The following is a 16,791-nucleotide window of genomic DNA, read 5'->3' on the forward strand; positions in this document are numbered from 1 at the left end:
TCTTTACTCATGTTAAGAGTTGCAAGCGGCGGTTAAACGGTAAACTCCCTCTCCTGGACCTGGAACGAATCCGGGTATGCTGCATTAAAAAAATACGCTTCGGGGGAAGCATGCCAGGACGATCATGGCAGTCCAGTCCTCCTTGCGTGCGCGCCGGCGCAGGCCGGCGGCTCTTAATGTGTTTTCATTGAGTCTTCACGCCATACCAGTACGCACATGTGGGTCGACACGCATTGCCATCTCGACGCCGGGGAATTCGGCGGCCATAACGCCTCCGTCGCTGACGATGCGGCGCTGGCCGGTGTGCGGGCGATCGTGATTCCGGCCATCGCGCGCGCCAATTTCGGCGTCGTGGCGCAGTTGGCGCGTGAGGTAGGCAATGGCGTCTATGCGCTGGGGATCCACCCTCTTTACGTGCCGACCGCCCAGGAAGCCGACCTGCAAGCCTTGCGCGCCGCCATCGAAAGCGCCCTGGCCGACCCGCTGTTCATCGGCGTGGGCGAGATCGGCCTGGATTTCTTCGTGCCGGAACTGAAGGAGGCGCCGCTGCGCGAGAAGCAGGAGTTCTTCTTTTCCGAACAACTGAAGCTGGCCCGGGATTTCGGGCTGCCGGTGCTGCTGCATGTGCGCCGTTCGCAGGACATCATCTTGAAGCATCTGCGCCGCATCCGCGTGCCGGGCGGCATCGCCCATGCCTTCAATGGCAGTTTCCAGCAGGCGCAGGCGTTTATCGGCCTGGGGCTGCACCTGGGCTTCGGCGGCGCCATGACCTTCCCGCGTTCGCTGCAGATCCGCCGGCTGGCCGCCGAGCTGCCGTTGCCGGCCATCGTGCTGGAGACCGACGCCCCTGACATCGCCCCCGCCTGGCGCCATCCCGGCGTCAACACGCCCGACCAGATTCCGCGCATCGGCGAGGTGCTGGCCGAGTTGCGCGGCATGCCGCCGTCAGAGATCGCCGCCGCCACTTGCGCCAATGCCCTGGCCGCCTTGCCGAGGCTTGCCTGTTCCGGATTGGGCCTCTGATGCGCAGTGTGATCATCGGCTTTGCCTTCGGTATTGGATTACTGCAGATGCAGGCGCGGCTGCCTGGCGTGGAGTGGTATGCGGCCGGCCTGGTGCTGGCCGTGCTGCTGGCGCTCACCGCATGGAAATTCTGGCAACCCTTCCTGCGCATCCCGTTGCTGCTGACCTGCGGCGCCTGGGTGGGGTTCTTGTGGGCCGCGGCCTTTGCGCACTATTACCTGGAGCAGGAACTCCCATCGGCGTGGGAGGGCAGGGACGTGACCGTGATCGGCACCGTGGCCAACCTGCCGGACCGCAATGAACAGGGCGTGCGCTTTCGTTTCGATGTCGAGCAGGTGGTGCAGCAGGTGACGCAGCAGGAGGCGGTGACGCCGCCGGTGCCGCCCAGGCTGGCCCTGGCGTGGTACGGCAACCGCCGTTATCAGGCGCCGGTGGAGGATGGCGAAGCGGCGGCGCCGGGACGCCAGCCGGTGGCCGATATCCGGCCCGGCGAGCGCTGGCGGCTGACGGTGCGCCTGAAGCGTCCGCACGGCAACGCCAATCCGGGCGGTTTCGATTACGAGGTGTGGCTGTTGCAGGACGACGTGCGCGCCACCGGCTACGTCGTGGGGACGCCGGCTGCGCCTGGCGCGGCCGCGGGCGCGGCCAACCGGCGCCTCGACGCCTTTGTCTGGACGCCGTCGAATGCCATCGAATACGCGCGCGGCTGGCTGCGCGACCGCATCCTGGCGGCATTGCCGGGCGAACCCTACGCGCCGGTGGTTGCGGCGCTGGTCATGGGCGACCAGCGCGGCATCAGCCAATCCGACTGGAGCATCTTCAACCGCACCGGTATCGGCCACCTGATGGCGATTTCAGGCTTGCACATCACCATGCTGGCGGCCATGTGCGGCGGTCTTGCGAGCTGGCTGTGGCGGCGCTCTTTTTTTACCGGCGCGCAATTGCCGTTGTTGCTGCCGGCGCAGAAGGTAGCGGTCATCGCCGGCATGCTGATGGCGCTGGTGTATGTCTTGCTGGCCGGCTTCGGCGTGCCGGCGCAACGCACGCTTTACATGCTGATCGTGGTCGGCGTCGCTTTCTGGAGCGGGCGCATCGTGCGCGTGTCGGTGGTGCTGTGCCTGGCCTTGGGGCTGGTGCTGCTGCTCGATCCCTGGTCCCTGCTGTGGCCGGGCTTCTGGTTGTCCTTCGGCGCCGTGGGCTTGCTGCTGTACGGCACGGTCGGACGCATGCAGCCGCGCCATGCGATGGCGGCGGCGGCGCGTACCCGCTGGTGGCAGAAGCTGTGGCTGGCAGTCAAGTCCGGCGCCCAGGCCCAGTACATCATCACGCTCGGCCTGGTGCCGCTGACGGTATTGCTGTTTGGCCAATATTCGCTGGTCAGCCCGATCGCCAATGCCGTCGCCATCCCGCTGGTAGGGCTGGTGGTCACGCCCTTGTCGCTGCTGGGCAGCATCTTGCCGGCATTTGCCGCGGAATGGGTGCTGCAGGTGCCGCACCAGTTGCTGGTGTGGCTGGCCGGATTCCTGGGCTGGCTCGAGGCGCTGCCGTTCGCGGTATGGGAAACGCCGTTGCCGAGCTGGTGGATGTTCCTGCTGGCGCTGGGCGGCACGCTGCTGGTGCTGGCGCCGCGCGGCTGGCCGGCCCGCTGGCTGGGGGTATTCGGCTGGCTGCCGCTGATCCTGAATGCGCCCGGCACGCCGGCGGAGGGCACCATGCGCGTCACCGCCTTCGATATCGGCCAGGGCATGGGGCTGCTGGTGGAAACCCCGGGCCATCGCCTGCTGTATGACACTGGCCCGTACTACACGCCGCAATCCGACGGCGCCACCCGGGTGCTCCTGCCTTACCTGCGCGCGCGTGGCATCGACCGGATCGACCGCCTGGTCATTTCGCATAGCGATATCGACCATTCCGGCGGCGCCTTGTCCCTGCTCAAGGGTGTGCGTATCGACAGCGTCTATTCGTCGCTGGCCGAGGGCAGCCCCATCGTCAAGGCTGCGCCGTCGCACCAGCGCTGCGTGGCGGGGCAATCGTGGAATTGGGACGGCATCGGCTTCACCATGCTGCATCCGGTGCCGGCCATCTATGAGAGCACCAAGTGGAAACCCAATGCGCTCAGCTGCGTGCTGAAGGTGCAGATCGGGCGCCAATCGATTCTGCTGGCCGGCGATGTCGAGGCGATACAGGAAGATCAGATGCTCAATGGCGCCATGGCCGAGCAGTTGCCGTCAACCGTGCTGCTGGCGCCGCATCACGGCAGCAAGACTTCCTCGACCGAGCCGTTCCTGCGCGCCGTGCGGCCGGAGGTGGCGATCTTCCAGGTCGGCTACCGCAACCGCTTCAACCATCCCAATCCGGAAGTCTTCGAGCGCTACCAGCGCCTGGGCATCCGCCGTTTGCGTACCGATGAATCGGGGGCGGTGACGCTCACCTTCGGCGACCAGTTGAATGTGGAGGAGTACCGCAAGACGCATGCGCGCTATTGGTACGGACGCTAGTCGCAATATTTCGCGATCCAGGAAAATAGCACGCTCAGGGTGATTGCGGTTTTGCTATGCTGCCATTACTTTCTTCCATCGCATTCTATGAGCTTGCCGATCTTGCATTTCGCGCATGCCAACAGTTACCCGGCCGGTACCTATGGCATGTTCTTCGAACAACTGCGCCAGCACTACGACGTGCGCGCGCTGGCCATGCATGCGCACAACCCGCGTTATCCGGTCGATGACGGCTGGCGCAAGCTGGGGCGCGAGCTGGTCGAGGAGCTGGAGCGCAATTACCGCGAACCGGCGATCCTGGTGGGGCACTCGATGGGCGGCATCCTGTCGCTGATGGCCGCGCGCAAGCGTCCCGACCTGGCGCGCTGCGTGGTGCTGCTGGATTCGCCCATCGTGGCGGGCTGGCGCGCGCAGGCCTTGCGCGTGGCCAAATTGCTCAAGCTGGAGGGCAAGCGTTCGCCGGCGGTGGCGTCGGTCAAGCGCCGCAATGTCTGGCCGGACATGGAGAGCGCCTACCGGCATTACGCCGCCAAGGCCATGTTCGCCGCCTGGCCGCAGCGCGTGCTGCGCGATTACGTGGAACATGGCCTGGCGCCGCAAGCGGACGGCAGCGTGCGCCTGCGTTTCACGCGCGAGGCGGAAACCGCGGTCTATCGCACCATTCCCCATCATCTTGGCGGCCTGACGCGCCGGCCTTATCCGGTGCCGGTCGGGTTTGTCGGCGGCGCCGATTCGGTCGAGTGCCGGCTGGCCGGGCTGGACGCCACCCGGCGCCTGGTGGGCAATCACTTCCGGCAGATCCCCGGCGGCCACCTGTTTCCCATGGAGTCGCCGCTGCTGGCGGCCCAGGCCACGCACGAGATGATCCAGGCCTTGTTGCAAGCGGAAAGGGCGAAGAACTAAGCGGGGCGGAGGTTGTCAAGACGGGAGGCCTCGCGGGCCGTGTTTTCTCCACGCAAGTTTCGCCGCGGCGAGACAGATATCGGCGCAAGGGGATTAAAAATACGAGCGCTTTGGGGTATAATTTGAATTTCCCGCATGTGCCGTTCGGCACTCATCTGTAATGACCAAGTTTGTATTTGTCACTGGCGGCGTCGTGTCTTCCCTGGGTAAAGGGATTGCCGCCGCGTCCCTGGCTGCGATCCTCGAATCGCGTGGCCTCAAAGTCACCCTCCTCAAGCTCGATCCCTATATCAACGTCGACCCCGGCACGATGAGCCCGCTGCAGCACGGCGAAGTGTTCGTCACCGACGACGGCGCAGAGACCGACCTCGACCTCGGCCACTACGAGCGCTTCATCTCGGCCAAGATGAAGAAGGTCAACAACTTCACTACCGGGCAGGTATATGAGTCGGTGATCCGCAAGGAGCGCCGCGGCGAGTACCTGGGCAAGACCGTGCAGGTGATCCCGCACATCACCAACGAGATCCAGGAATTCATCCATCGCGGCGCCGAAGGCTATGAAGTTGCGCTGGTGGAAATCGGCGGCACCGTCGGCGACATCGAGTCGCTGCCTTTCCTCGAAGCCGCGCGCCAATTGAGTCTGCGCTCGGGCCGCAACGCCACCGCCTTCGTCCACCTGACGCTGGTGCCGTTCCTGGCATCGGCCGGCGAACTCAAGACCAAGCCGACCCAGCACAGCGTGCAAAAGCTGCGCGAAATCGGCATTTCGCCGGACGCCCTGCTGTGCCGCGCCGACCGCCGCATCCCGGACGACGAGCGCGACAAGATCTCGCTGTTCTCCAACGTTGCCGTCGACGCCGTCATTTCGGTGTGGGATGCCGATAGCATCTATAAGATTCCGCAGATGCTGCACGACCAGGGTTTGGATACCATCATCTGCGAAAAGCTGGGCCTGTCGCCCAAGCCGGCCGACCTGTCGATGTGGGACAAGCTGATTGACGCGCAGAACAATCCTTCGCACGAAGTGACCATCGGCATGGTCGGCAAGTATGTCGACCTCACCGAGTCGTACAAGTCGCTGACCGAAGCGCTGCGCCATGCCGGCATCCATACCGGCAGCCGCGTGAACATCGAATACCTGGATTCGGAAGAAATCGAAGCCAACGGCACCGGCAGCCTCGCCAAGTACGACGCGATCCTGGTGCCGGGCGGTTTCGGCAAGCGCGGCGTGGAAGGCAAGATCGCCGCGGCCCGCTATGCCCGCGAGAACAAGGTGCCGTACCTGGGCATCTGCCTGGGCATGCAGGTGGCACTGCTGGAATACGCGCGCAACAAGGCCGGCCTGGCCAAGGCCAACTCGACCGAGTTCGATCCGGATACCGAGCAGCCGGTGGTGGCGCTGATCGACGAGTGGCAAAACCACGATGGCCGCGTCGAGCGCCGCGACGAGAATTCCGACCTGGGCGGCACCATGCGCCTGGGTGCGCAGACTTGCAGCATCAAGCCGGGCACGCTGGCGGCTGAAATTTATGGGGAAACGGTGACCGAGCGTCACCGCCACCGTTACGAAGCAAACAATTTTTATCTCGGCCGCGTGGAAGAGGCCGGCATGGTCGTGTCGGCGCGTACGCCGACCGAAGACCTGTGCGAAATCATGGAGTTGCCGCGTACCGGCGAGAACGCCCACCCGTTCTACATCGGCGTGCAATACCACCCGGAGTTCAAGTCGACCCCGCGTGACGGCCACCCGCTGTTCATTTCGTACATCCGCGCAGCATTGGCCCATCATGCGCTGGTTCACCACGATGCGGCCGCAAAAGGAAAAGCATGAAACTCTGCGGTTTTGAGGTCGGCCTCGACCAGCCGTTCTTCCTGATTGCCGGCACCTGTGTCATCGAGTCCGAACAGATGGCGCTCGATACGGCCGGCACCTTGAAGCAAATCACCGGCGAACTGGGCATCCCGTTCATCTACAAGTCGTCCTTCGACAAGGCCAACCGCTCGTCCGGTTCGTCTTTCCGCGGCCTCGGCATGGAGAAAGGGCTGGAGATCCTGGCCAAGGTCAGGAAAGAGATCGGCGTGCCGGTGCTGACCGACATCCACGAGATCGACGAGATCAAGCCGGTCGCCGCCGTGGTCGACGTGCTGCAGACGCCGGCCTTCCTGTGCCGCCAGACCGATTTCATCCGCGCCTGCGCGCAGTCGGGCAAGCCGGTCAATATCAAGAAGGGCCAGTTCCTGGCGCCGCACGACATGGTCAACGTGATCGACAAGGCGCGCGCCGCGGCCAAGGAAGCCGGCCTGCCGACCGACAACTTCATGGCCTGCGAGCGCGGCGTGTCCTTCGGCTACAACAACCTGGTCTCGGACATGCGCAGCCTGGCGATCATGCGCGAGACCGGCGCCCCGGTGGTGTTCGACGCCACTCACTCGGTGCAGCTGCCGGGCGGGCAGGGCACGTCTTCGGGCGGCCAGCGCGAGTTCGTGCCGGTGCTGGCGCGCGCGGCGATCGCCACGGGCGTGTCGGGCGTGTTCATGGAAACCCACCCGAACCCGGCCGAAGCCAAGTCGGACGGCCCCAATGCCGTACCGCTGGCGCGCATGAAGGATTTGCTGGGCACGATGATCGAGCTGGACCGCATCGTGAAGAAAGCGGGCTTTTTGGAAAACAACTTTTCCTGATCGCGCGTCAAGCGGCCGCCGTCCGGCGGCCGCTTCGTTGTGTGCGCACGCCGGGTTGCAGCAGCCTCCCCGACAGGCCCGCGCCACCGCCTACAATTTTTAAAACCTTGATGGAGATTTGGAATGAGTGCAATCGTTGATATCATCGGCCGTGAAGTGATCGACTCCCGCGGTAATCCCACCGTTGAATGCGACGTGCTGCTGGAGTCCGGCGTGCTGGGCCGCGCCGCTGTCCCTTCGGGCGCGTCCACCGGTTCGCGCGAGGCGATCGAGCTGCGCGACGGCGACAAGAGCCGCTATTTCGGCAAGGGCGTGCTGCAAGCCTGCGAGAACATCAACACCGAAATCTCCGAAGCCATCATGGGCCTGGACGCCAATGAACAGGCTTTCCTGGACCGCACCCTGATCGACCTGGACGGCACCGAGAACAAGAGCCGCCTGGGCGCCAACGCCATGCTGGCGGTCTCGATGGCGGTGGCCAAGGCCGCCGCTGAAGAGTCGGGCCTGCCGCTGTACCGCTATTTCGGCGGCAGCGGTTCGATGCAGATGCCGGTGCCGATGATGAACGTCATCAACGGCGGCGCGCACGCCGACAACAACCTGGACCTGCAGGAGTTCATGATCATCCCGGTGGGCGCACCGAGCTTCCGTGAAGCGCTGCGCTACGGCGCCGAAGTGTTCCACACCCTGAAGAAGATCCTGCACGACCGCGGCCTGGCTACCTCGGTGGGCGACGAAGGCGGTTTCGCACCGAACGTCTCCAGCCATGAAGAAGCCATCAAGCTGATCATCGAAGCCATCGAAAAGGCCGGCTACGAGCCGGGCACCCAGATCGCCCTGGGCCTGGACTGCGCCGCTTCCGAGTACTACAAGGACGGCAACTACCACCTGGCCGGCGAAAACATGGTGCTGACCCCGGCGCAGAAGGTCGGCCTGCTGGCGTCGTGGTGCGACAAGTACCCGATTATCAGCATCGAAGACGGCATGGCCGAGAACGACTGGGCCGGCTGGAAGCTGCTGACCGAAACCCTGGGCAAGAAGGTGCAGCTGGTGGGCGACGACCTGTTCGTCACCAACACCAAGATCCTGAAGGAAGGCATCGACAAGGGCATCGCCAATTCGATCCTGATCAAGATCAACCAGATCGGCACCCTGACCGAAACCTTCGCCGCCATCGAAATGGCCAAGCGCGCCGGCTACACCGCCGTGATCTCGCACCGTTCGGGCGAAACCGAAGACTCGACCATCGCCGACATCGCCGTGGGCATGAACGCGCTGCAGATCAAGACCGGCTCGATGTCGCGTTCGGACCGCATGGCCAAGTACAACCAGCTGCTGCGCATCGAAGAGGATCTGGGCGATATCGCCACCTATCCGGGCCGCGCTGCGTTCTACAACCTGAAGTAAAGCGTAGCGGCGCGTGCCTCGCAACCCGATGCACGCGCCGCGCTGAGAGCTCCCGGCCATGCGCCTGATCATCCTTTGCCTGTCACTCTTGCTGGTGCTGATCCAGTATCCGCTCTGGCTGGGCAAGGGCGGCTGGCTCAAGGTCTGGGAACTCGACCGCCAGGTCCAGCAGGCGCGCAAGAAGAACGATGAGCTCAAGGAACGCAATGCCAAGCTGGCTTCCGAAGTCGACGACCTGAAGCAGAGCAAGGGCGCGGTCGAAGAGCGCGCGCGTTTCGAGCTGGGGATGATCAAGCAGAACGAGGTCTTTATCCAGGTGATCGATGGCGCATCGGGCAAGCCATTCGCGTCGGCCAATCCCAATCCCTACATGCCAGGCTCCGGCCAGCCCAACAGCGTTTCCGTGCCTGCCGCGGCGCCGTCGTCGGGCGGGAGCGCCGAAGCGCCCAGGGCCGCGCGCTAGCCGCACGTTGTGCGCACGTTGCGCAGGCTGCGGCGGGATAAGCCGAATGCAGGCCTGCCCGGCCCCCGATCTCCCGACCATTTTCCTACCGTCCCGGACCTGCACGAATGTCGATCGATACGCCGCTGTCGTTGTCCGGCCTGTCCACCACGCCGCTGGAGCTGCTGTCGTTCCTGCTGGCGGTGCTCACCGTCTGGCTCAACATCCGCCAGAACCATTGGGCCTGGCTGTTTTCCATTCTGTCTTCGTTGCTGTATGCGGCAGTGTTCGTCGATGCCCGCCTGTACGGCGACTCCGGCTTGCAGTTCGTCTTCGTCGCGGTGTCCATCTGGGGCTGGTACCAATGGCTGCGCGGCGGCCAGCAGCACCGGCCGTTGCCGGTGTCGCGCCTGGACCGCGCCGGCTGGGCGTTGACGCTGGCGGCATGGGGCGCCGGCTTTGCGCTCCTGTCCTGGTTCCTGCGCCGCTATACGGATACCGACGTGCCGCACATGGATGCCTTCCTTACCGCCGGCAGCCTGGTGGGGCAACTCCTGCTGTCGCGCAAGAAAATCGAAAACTGGCTGGTGTGGATCCTGGTGGACGTGCTGTATGTCGGCCTCTACCTCTACAAGCACCTGACGCTGACGGCGATACTGTACGGCCTGTTCGTCATCATGGCGATGGCCGGCTGGCGCAGCTGGCGGCGTTCGGAATAACAAGGCCGGATGCGGCGTCCTATGCCGCCGGCAAGGCGTCGGGCGCCGGCGGATCGGCGAAGACGATGCGGTTCTTGCCCGCATTCTTGGCTTTATAGAGGGCCACGTCGGCGCGCTTGATCAGTTGCGCCTGGCTTTCGCCTTTGTGGTGTTCGGCGACGCCGGCGCTGAAGGTGATCAGCAGGCGCTGGCTTTCATGCATGAAGAGGCGCTTGGTCAGTTCGCGCTGGACCCGGGTGATGATCTGGACGGCATCCTGCGGTTCGGTTTCCGGCATCAGCACGATGAATTCCTCGCCGCCGAAGCGCGCGATCACGTCCAGCTTGCGCAAGGTTTCCTTGATCACCTTGACCATGTGGACCAGCACTTCGTCGCCGGTGTCGTGGCCGTGGGTGTCGTTGATGCGCTTGAAGTCGTCCAGGTCCAGCAAGGCGATGCACAGCGGCGTGTCGCGCCGTTCGGCGTTGGCGATTTCACGCTCCAGCGACTCGTCCATGCCGCGCCGGTTCAGGCTGCCGGTCAGCTGGTCTTCGCGCACCAGTTCGCCCATCTGCACCAGTTGGCTTTCCAGCGCATGGATGCGGGCTTCGGCTTTTTCCACTTCCTGCCGCGCATCTTCCATGGCGTCGCGCGAACGGCTGGTTTCTTCCTGGGCGTTCTGGGTTTCGCGCATGATGTCGCTCAGTACCGAGTTGAGGTCGCTGATGTTGCCGGCCTGGCTGATCTGCTGCGAGAAGCCGCTGATGGTCTTCTGGTAGTTGCTGGTGGTCGAGAGCATCGCCGAGAGCCGGTCGACGAAGGTCAGCATCATGTTCTTGACCACCACCTTTTCCTCGGCCAGCGTGTTCTTCAGCAAGCCTTGCTTGTAGATCACTTCCTTGAGGTTCTTGGTCGCGTCGGCCAGCGAGGTCTTGCTGATCGGGCCGGCGATCAGGGCTTGCACGGTTTCGATCTGGGTGGAGAGCCAGGAGCCCTGTTCCAGCAACCCGTTGATGTTTTCCAGCAGCAGCTGGAACAGGCGCATCAGCAATTCCTGCTGCTGCGCCATGTCGTCGGCCTTGAGCTCGATCTGGAAACTCAGTTGCTTGATGCGCCCGATGATCTCGGTCATCGCCTGTTCGGAGAACGCCGTCTTCAGGTCCTGGCCGCTGGATTTCGACTCGTTGGCCAGTTCCGGCGCGCTTTCCAGCAGCGAGGAGAGGTTGAACACCAGTACCCGCGCCAGCACTTCGCGCAGCATCTTTTCCTTCTTGCTGTCGCGGATGAACTGCCGCTCCAGGTCCACCGGCATCAGTTCGCCGTGCGGGACGAGCGGGCGTGTGCTCCAGTTCTCTTGCGCGAATTCGCCTAGTTGCCGCGCATATTCTCCCCAGTCGCTGTTTTCCTGGGCGCGCACCAGGCGCATCCCCAGGAGGCCGTTCTCGCCCGGCTGCCTGGCCAAGCTGGCGGCCAGGTCGGCCAGTACCGTTTCTGCGCGGATTTCGGGCGGGCCGCCCAGGATTTCCTCATAGGCGACGCGATAGGCTTCCGGGGTGGGGGCGATGCGGCGGGTGCCGAGGCGCTGGAAAGCCTCGCGGGCGATTTCGACGGGGCTTAAGGTGGACGTTTTCTTGGACATGTCGGCAGACAATGTTGTTGGCCGCTTTATATCACTGCGACAAGGAGTATTGTGCGCTGGTAACGGCTCATCCGGCCTTTTCCTTTAGGGCCCGTTGGCAATCGCGCATTGCATGCGCGCGACAGTCGCAAGGCTTGCGATCGGTTCGAAAAATCTCGGGCCATTTTACGTCAAGCGTTTTGGCGTTGAAGGTTTTTTGTCAAGGCCGGCGGGCGACCGGCGGGAATGCCTTTTTATTCCACCAGGTCGTTTTTCAGGGCGTAGTGGGTGAGTTCGGCGTTATGGCGCATCTTCATCTTGGCCAGCACCCGGGAGCGGTACATGCTGATGGTTTTTACCGAGAGCGAGAGCTCGGCGGCGATATCGCCGACCGTCTTGCCGGAGGCGATCATGACCATGGTCTGGTATTCGCGGTCCGACAGCGTCTCGTGCAGCGGCGTCTCATGGTCGAAGCCGATCTGGTTGGCCAGCTCCTGCGCCAGCGACGGGCTGATGTATTTGCGCCCGGTGGCGGCCTGGCGGATCGCAGCCAGCAGTTCGGACGGCGCCACCTGCTTGTTGAGGAAGCCGGCCGCGCCGGCGCGCAGCGCACGGATCGCATACTGGTCTTCGCGATGGATGGACAGCATCAATACCGGCAACTGGGGATGCTCCTTGCGGATCTGCTTGAGGATGTCGATGCCATTGCGGTCGGGCATGACGATGTCGAGCAGCATCACGTCGCCGTTGCCCACGCGCGCCAGCTTGATCGCTTCCAGTCCGTTGGCGGCATTGCCGGCCACGACGATATCCTTGGTGCCGGCGCAGATCTGGCGCAAGCCTTCGCGCACGATGGCATGGTCGTCGGCGATGAGGACTTTGATGGAAGCGGTGTTTTTTTTGCTCATGGGCGGGATGCGTCGACCCTCTGTATATGGCGAGCCGGTATTCTATAGCGTTCGCTCAGCGCGCGACAGGAATCTCCACCCGGATCACAGTGCCTTTGCCTGGCGCGCTATCGAGCTGCAGCGTTGCGCCCAGCGCCTGCGCGCGGCGCCGCATGTTGCCCAGGCCGTGGCCGCTGCGCAGGGCGGCGGAGGGATCGAAACCGCATCCGTCGTCCTCGATGCGCAGCGACAGCACATCGCCTTCGCGCCCGGCCGTGATCAAGGCGTTGTCGGCCTGCGCATACTTGGCGACATTATTGAGGGCTTCCCGCACGATGCGAAACAGCGTGATCACCTCGAATTCCTCCAGTCCTTCCAGGCCGTCGCCGCAGCGCTGGCGGCAGACGATGCCGGTCTGGCGGGTGAACATGCGGCTTTGCCACTCGAGCGCCTCGGCCAGGCCGAACTCGACGATGGGCGGGCACAGGTCATCGATGATGCCGTGCATGGCGTCGCCCGCCTCGTCAACCAGTTCCTCGGCGTAATGCGCCTGGTCATGCTGTTTTTCCATTCCTGCCGCCTGGGCCAGCGATTCGCGCAATTGCCCCAGGGCCATCTTGATGCCGGTCAGGTGGGCGCCGAGCTCATCGTGCAGGTCGCGGGCGATGCGCGCGCGCTCTTGTTCGCGGATTTTTTCGGTAAGAGACAGGGCTTCCTCGGATGGGTCGCCGGAAATGATTTCCTGGGGCATGTCGGGCGCGGTCGGAATTGAAAACGCCAATCATATCCGGCATGCGCAGCGCGGTCACCAGGTCGCTGCGCAGAAGGTTGATGCAGGGCAAAGCGGGCGCGCCGCGCCGGAAAATCTTGTCGCTATGCCATTGAGGCCGGCAAACGAGAAATTTCAGGAGAGGGGCTTCCCATTAATGCAAGGCCGGTGCTATAATTTTGTTTTTCGCGGCTGTAGCTCAGCTGGATAGAGTACTTGGCTACGAACCAAGGGGTCGTGGGTTCGATTCCTGCCAGCCGCACCAGATATAAAGGGTCCATCGCAAGATGGGCCCTTTTTTCTTTCTCGCCTTCCTTGTTGCCGGAAAACAAAGCTGGCCGTATGAAACGGCCCGCCTTCTTCTGCGCATGCGTTCATGCGTTGATCCCGGGCACGCCGGAATCAAGTCAGGTCCTGATCAAAACTGTTCCCATGAGTCGCCATCGCTGCCGGCCGTCAATTTGGCGCTGGCGGCGGCGACTGGTTTTGCGGGCAATACCGCTTTCTTCGGCGTCACGTCTGCAGTGTGCTTGCGCGCGGCTGCGGCCGGCCGGGCGGCGGCGCTTTTCGGCGGCGCCGTCTTGGCCGTCCTGGCAGGCGATGACACGGCATGCTGGTTGAGCTTGAAGATGCTCACGGTATCGGTCAGCTTCTCGGCCTGCTCCTGCAATGACTGGGCAGCGGCGGCGGCCTGTTCCACCAGCGCAGCGTTTTGCTGCGTAACTTCATCCATTTGCGAAATGGCGATATTGACCTGTTCGATGCCGTCGCTCTGTTCCTGGCTGGCCGAGCTGATCTCGGCCACGATGTCGGTCACGCGGCGCACGCTGTTGACCACTTCGCTCATGGTATTGCCGGCTTCCTCAACCAGCTTGCTGCCCAGGTCGACCTGCGCCACCGAGCCTTCGATGAGTCCCTTGATTTCTTTGGCGGCGGCAGCCGAGCGCTGTGCCAGGCTGCGCACTTCGGAGGCCACCACCGCGAAGCCGCGGCCCTGTTCGCCGGCACGCGCCGCTTCCACCGCCGCGTTCAACGCCAGGATGTTGGTCTGGAAAGCGATGCCGTCAATGACGCCGATGATGTCCGAAATCTTGCGCGAGGATTGGTTGATCGCTCCCATGGTGTCGACCACCTTGCCGACCACGTTGCCGCCGGCGACCGCCACTTCCGAGGCGGACGTCGCCAACTGGTTGGCCTGGCGCGCATTGTCGGCGTTCTGTTTGACGGTAGAGGTCAGTTCTTCCATGGCCGAGGCGGTTTCTTCCAGCGAGCTGGCCTGCTGTTCGGTGCGGGAGGAAAGGTCGAGGTTGCCGCTGGCGATTTCAGTCGATGCGACGGTGATGGTGGAGGTGCCCTGGCGCACTTCGGTGACGATGCCCAGCAGGCTGTCGTTCATGCTCCTCAATGCATCCAGCAACTGGCCGGCTTCGTCCTTGCTGGAAGAGCGGATATCTGCGGTCAGGTCGCCGCCGGCCACGCGCTGGGCCACCGAAACGGCCTGCTCCAGCGGCCGGGCGATCAGGCGCGAAACCCAGACCGCCAGCAGCATGGCCAGCGCGATACAGATGACGACGGTGCCCATGATCATCAGGCGCGCCTGGTCATAGAGGACATCTGCCTGCGCATTGGAAGCGTCGGCCCCCTTGTTGTTGATGGCGATCAGCTTGTCCAGGCCTTGCAGCACGTTGCGATAGGCGAGCGTGGCTTCGCCGCGCTGCAGGTTGCGCGCCTCTTCGCTATTGCCTTGTCTTGAAATGGCGAGGATTTTGTCATGCTCGGACAGGAGGGCGGCGATCTGCTTGTCGATCTCAGGATAGAGGGCCTTTTCTTCCGGCTCGGAAATCTGCGTGAGGTATGCCGCCTGTTCTTTTTTCAGGGCGGCGATCTGCGTATTGGCGCTGCGCTCGATTTCCTCATATTCCTTGGCATCCTTGGCGAGCAGGTGCTGCATCTCGAAGCTGCGGATGCGCGACAGGGTCAGCTGGATGGTGGACAAGGTGCGGATGCTGGGCAGCCAGTTGACGGCGATTTCGGTGGAGGCGCCGTTGACCTTGTCCAGCTCGCGTACCGAGAAGGCGCCGAGGGCGGCGACCATGGCCACGATGACGAGGAAAGTAGTGATCAGTTTTTTGGAAATTTTCAGATCATAGAACCATTTCATTTTTATTCTCCTTTGGGGATTGCCTGAGGCCGGCAATGCACCGTCACTACGATAAATATTGTAAATAAATTAATAAAATGAAAGGGCTGGCGACATGGGCGAGGGCGCGCCAGCAGGCATATCGACGGGACAGGCCAATTCGTTTTTCGATTTTTATTGTTGTTGAAATTGTAAGACGAAGAGGGTAGGAGGACATCTTGATTTTCCCGGTGTGCGGGAGAAAAGTGCCTGCGGCTTATTGAAATTCCAGATCCGGGATATCGCGCCATCGCCCGGCGTATCCGAATTTCCTTACGGCACGATTACAAACTGTCGGGCTTGCCGCTGAACGATCGTTCACTTTTCCTTGTTGGCTATGCCAGGCCAATCTTATTAAATTTCTGAATGCCTGATATGCGGGAATAAAATCGCGCGTCCCGGGAATCGCTAGTTGCTTTGCGGATATATTCTCGACGTACGCGATAGTTACGTTGGGAGGTCACGCCTCCCTGGCAACTTCATGCAGCGCGATGGTGGGGAAACCTGGCGGGCAAATGCGCATACGGGGGAATTTCATGGGTAATTCGCAAGGGCAGGGAAAAAAGGCGCTGGTGATCGGGGGCGGCGCGCCGAATTCGACGCTGATCGCAGGGGCATTGGCGGCCTTCCTTTCAGAGGGCGTCGAGTTCGACGTCATTTCGGCGTCCGGCGCCGGCGTCCTGATGGGCTTGCTGTACACCGCGCCGCGCGATGCATCGCCGCGCGAGGCGCTCATGCGCTGGGCCGAGGTCGGCGTGGCCGACAGCATCTACAAGCTGTTCCCAGTCAACTACAAGGTGTTCAAGAAACCCGGATCGCAAGCCGAAAGCTATCGCGATTCGATGATGGCGCAGCTCAAGAGCCTGCCCAGCATGGGGGTGAACCCGTTCGCCGAGATGTTTACCCACCATTTCGCCGAAGCCTCGGCCAAATGGAACGACTGGATGCATCTGCTGATGTCGGCCCTGTCGCCGTCCGATCTGCATTCCGGCAGCCTTGGCCTGTGCGCGCACCTGCCGTTCCTGGAGCAATCCATCGACTTCGACGCCGTCGCCAGGATGGGGCCGGAGTTCTACATCAACGCCTACAACATCGACCGCCACCGCATGCAGGTCTGGGGCAAGCGCGACATCACCGCGGCCCATGTGCGGGCCTCGCTGTCGTTTCCCTTCCTTTATGCGCCGACCGAGATCGATGGCGAGAACTACATCGAAGGCGCGGCGCTGGATACCCTCAATTTCGATCCGTTCATCCCGGGCGCCAACGGCGAGCCGCCGCTGCACGACGATGTCGACACGCTGGTGGTGCTGGACATCCTGGGCGAGGACCGCCTGATCCGCAAGCCGCGCAATCTCTACGATGCCTGGGTGCGTTCCATCATCACGCCGCTGGTCAAGATTTCCAAGGCCGAGCAACGCCTGTTCGAACTCGAGCACAATACCGATCCGGCCACCGGCAAGCCGCGCCGCAAGATGCTCAAGGTCGACCTGATGAGGGACGTGCCGCAGCAGCATTGGCCGGAAATATTGGACTGGTCATCTTCCAACATGCAATTGCTGTTCGATGTCGGCTACCGCGCCGGCCTCGAATTCTGCCGTACGCATGGCGATGCGCTGGGCGTGCCGGAACGGACGGCGCCGCTGGCGGCATAAGGACCTGCCGGCGCCCCAGGCATCGCGGAGGCG

At 63.1% G+C, this 16,791-nt stretch carries 13 protein-coding genes and 1 tRNA gene; 10 read left to right on the forward strand and 4 right to left on the reverse strand.

What is annotated here, in order from left to right:
* Positions 1-216 precede the first annotated feature (216 nt).
* The 8 genes from FB598_RS16360 (at position 217) to pnuC (ending at position 9,674) form a co-directional block, all read left to right on the forward strand.
* A complete protein-coding gene (locus FB598_RS16360; RefSeq protein ID WP_141916449.1) occupies positions 217-1,023 on the forward strand; it encodes a TatD family hydrolase in 807 nt (268 codons plus the stop codon).
* Positions 1,023-3,521 carry a DNA internalization-related competence protein ComEC/Rec2 gene (locus FB598_RS16365; protein ID WP_141916451.1) on the forward strand — a complete coding sequence of 833 codons (2,499 nt, stop codon included), beginning with the start codon at positions 1,023-1,025 and terminating at the stop codon, positions 3,519-3,521. Before FB598_RS16360 ends, FB598_RS16365 begins: the two co-directional genes overlap by 1 nt.
* A gap of 87 nt (positions 3,522-3,608) precedes the next feature.
* The gene (locus FB598_RS16370; RefSeq protein WP_141916453.1) at positions 3,609-4,424 is read left to right on the forward strand and encodes an alpha/beta fold hydrolase; all 816 of its coding nucleotides are present in this window, start codon (positions 3,609-3,611) and stop codon (positions 4,422-4,424) included.
* Positions 4,425-4,584: 160 nt separating this feature from the next.
* Positions 4,585-6,255, forward strand: a complete 1,671-nt coding sequence (locus FB598_RS16375) for a CTP synthase (RefSeq protein ID WP_141916456.1) — start codon at positions 4,585-4,587, stop codon at positions 6,253-6,255.
* A complete protein-coding gene (kdsA, locus tag FB598_RS16380) occupies positions 6,252-7,106 on the forward strand; it encodes a 3-deoxy-8-phosphooctulonate synthase (protein ID WP_141916459.1) in 855 nt (284 codons plus the stop codon). The genes FB598_RS16375 and kdsA overlap by 4 nt, the downstream gene beginning before the upstream one ends.
* A gap of 123 nt (positions 7,107-7,229) precedes the next feature.
* Positions 7,230-8,513 carry a phosphopyruvate hydratase gene (eno, locus tag FB598_RS16385; RefSeq protein WP_141916461.1) on the forward strand — a complete coding sequence of 428 codons (1,284 nt, stop codon included), beginning with the start codon at positions 7,230-7,232 and terminating at the stop codon, positions 8,511-8,513.
* A gap of 58 nt (positions 8,514-8,571) precedes the next feature.
* Entirely contained in the window at positions 8,572-8,976 is a 405-nt protein-coding gene (gene ftsB, locus FB598_RS16390; RefSeq protein ID WP_141916464.1) for a cell division protein FtsB, read from the forward strand.
* A gap of 107 nt (positions 8,977-9,083) precedes the next feature.
* Positions 9,084-9,674, forward strand: coding sequence for a nicotinamide riboside transporter PnuC (pnuC, locus tag FB598_RS16395; RefSeq protein ID WP_141916466.1), 591 nt, complete (start codon positions 9,084-9,086; stop codon positions 9,672-9,674).
* Between the two features lie 19 nt (positions 9,675-9,693).
* On the opposite strand, the gene FB598_RS16400 is transcribed toward pnuC, so the two are convergent.
* The 3 genes from FB598_RS16400 to FB598_RS16410 all read right to left on the reverse strand — a co-directional run bounded on the left by FB598_RS16400 (position 9,694) and on the right by FB598_RS16410 (position 12,909).
* Positions 9,694-11,292 carry a GGDEF domain-containing protein gene (locus FB598_RS16400; protein ID WP_141916469.1) on the reverse strand — a complete coding sequence of 533 codons (1,599 nt, stop codon included), beginning with the start codon at positions 11,290-11,292 and terminating at the stop codon, positions 9,694-9,696.
* 233 nt (positions 11,293-11,525) lie between these two features.
* Positions 11,526-12,179, reverse strand: a complete 654-nt coding sequence (locus tag FB598_RS16405; RefSeq protein WP_141916471.1) for a response regulator transcription factor — start codon at positions 12,177-12,179, stop codon at positions 11,526-11,528.
* 55 nt (positions 12,180-12,234) lie between these two features.
* Positions 12,235-12,909 (reverse strand): sensor histidine kinase, encoded by a 675-nt coding sequence (locus tag FB598_RS16410; protein ID WP_141916473.1) that lies wholly within the window; start codon positions 12,907-12,909, stop codon positions 12,235-12,237.
* A gap of 206 nt (positions 12,910-13,115) precedes the next feature.
* Here FB598_RS16410 and FB598_RS16415 point away from each other — a divergent pair.
* Positions 13,116-13,192, forward strand: a tRNA-Arg gene (locus FB598_RS16415).
* Positions 13,193-13,345: 153 nt separating this feature from the next.
* On the opposite strand, the gene FB598_RS16420 is transcribed toward FB598_RS16415, so the two are convergent.
* On the reverse strand, positions 13,346-15,088 hold the full coding sequence (locus FB598_RS16420; RefSeq protein WP_141916476.1) for a methyl-accepting chemotaxis protein: 1,743 nt from the start codon (positions 15,086-15,088) through the stop codon (positions 13,346-13,348).
* Positions 15,089-15,642: 554 nt separating this feature from the next.
* On the opposite strand from FB598_RS16420, the gene FB598_RS16425 reads away from it, so the two are divergent.
* Positions 15,643-16,758, forward strand: coding sequence for a patatin-like phospholipase family protein (locus FB598_RS16425; protein WP_141916478.1), 1,116 nt, complete (start codon positions 15,643-15,645; stop codon positions 16,756-16,758).
* Positions 16,759-16,791: the final 33 nt, after the last annotated feature.

It is taken from the genome of Herbaspirillum sp. SJZ106 (assembly GCF_006715495.1).
In the GTDB taxonomy this organism is placed as follows: domain Bacteria; phylum Pseudomonadota; class Gammaproteobacteria; order Burkholderiales; family Burkholderiaceae_D; genus Herbaspirillum.

What these genes read in the sequence shown, in the direction of transcription:
- FB598_RS16360 (WP_141916449.1), top strand. Translation starts at nt 217, where the DNA reads ATGTGGGTCGACACGCATTGCCATCTCGACGCCGGGGAATTCGGCGGC.
- FB598_RS16365 (WP_141916451.1), top strand. Translation starts at nt 1,023, where the DNA reads ATGCGCAGTGTGATCATCGGCTTTGCCTTCGGTATTGGATTACTGCAG.
- FB598_RS16370 (WP_141916453.1), top strand. Translation starts at nt 3,609, where the DNA reads ATGAGCTTGCCGATCTTGCATTTCGCGCATGCCAACAGTTACCCGGCC.
- FB598_RS16375 (WP_141916456.1), top strand. Translation starts at nt 4,585, where the DNA reads ATGACCAAGTTTGTATTTGTCACTGGCGGCGTCGTGTCTTCCCTGGGT.
- kdsA (WP_141916459.1), top strand. Translation starts at nt 6,252, where the DNA reads ATGAAACTCTGCGGTTTTGAGGTCGGCCTCGACCAGCCGTTCTTCCTG.
- eno (WP_141916461.1), top strand. Translation starts at nt 7,230, where the DNA reads ATGAGTGCAATCGTTGATATCATCGGCCGTGAAGTGATCGACTCCCGC.
- ftsB (WP_141916464.1), top strand. Translation starts at nt 8,572, where the DNA reads ATGCGCCTGATCATCCTTTGCCTGTCACTCTTGCTGGTGCTGATCCAG.
- pnuC (WP_141916466.1), top strand. Translation starts at nt 9,084, where the DNA reads ATGTCGATCGATACGCCGCTGTCGTTGTCCGGCCTGTCCACCACGCCG.
- FB598_RS16400 (WP_141916469.1), bottom strand. Translation starts at nt 11,292, where the DNA reads ATGTCCAAGAAAACGTCCACCTTAAGCCCCGTCGAAATCGCCCGCGAG.
- FB598_RS16405 (WP_141916471.1), bottom strand. Translation starts at nt 12,179, where the DNA reads ATGAGCAAAAAAAACACCGCTTCCATCAAAGTCCTCATCGCCGACGAC.
- FB598_RS16410 (WP_141916473.1), bottom strand. Translation starts at nt 12,909, where the DNA reads ATGCCCCAGGAAATCATTTCCGGCGACCCATCCGAGGAAGCCCTGTCT.
- FB598_RS16420 (WP_141916476.1), bottom strand. Translation starts at nt 15,088, where the DNA reads ATGAAATGGTTCTATGATCTGAAAATTTCCAAAAAACTGATCACTACT.
- FB598_RS16425 (WP_141916478.1), top strand. Translation starts at nt 15,643, where the DNA reads ATGGGTAATTCGCAAGGGCAGGGAAAAAAGGCGCTGGTGATCGGGGGC.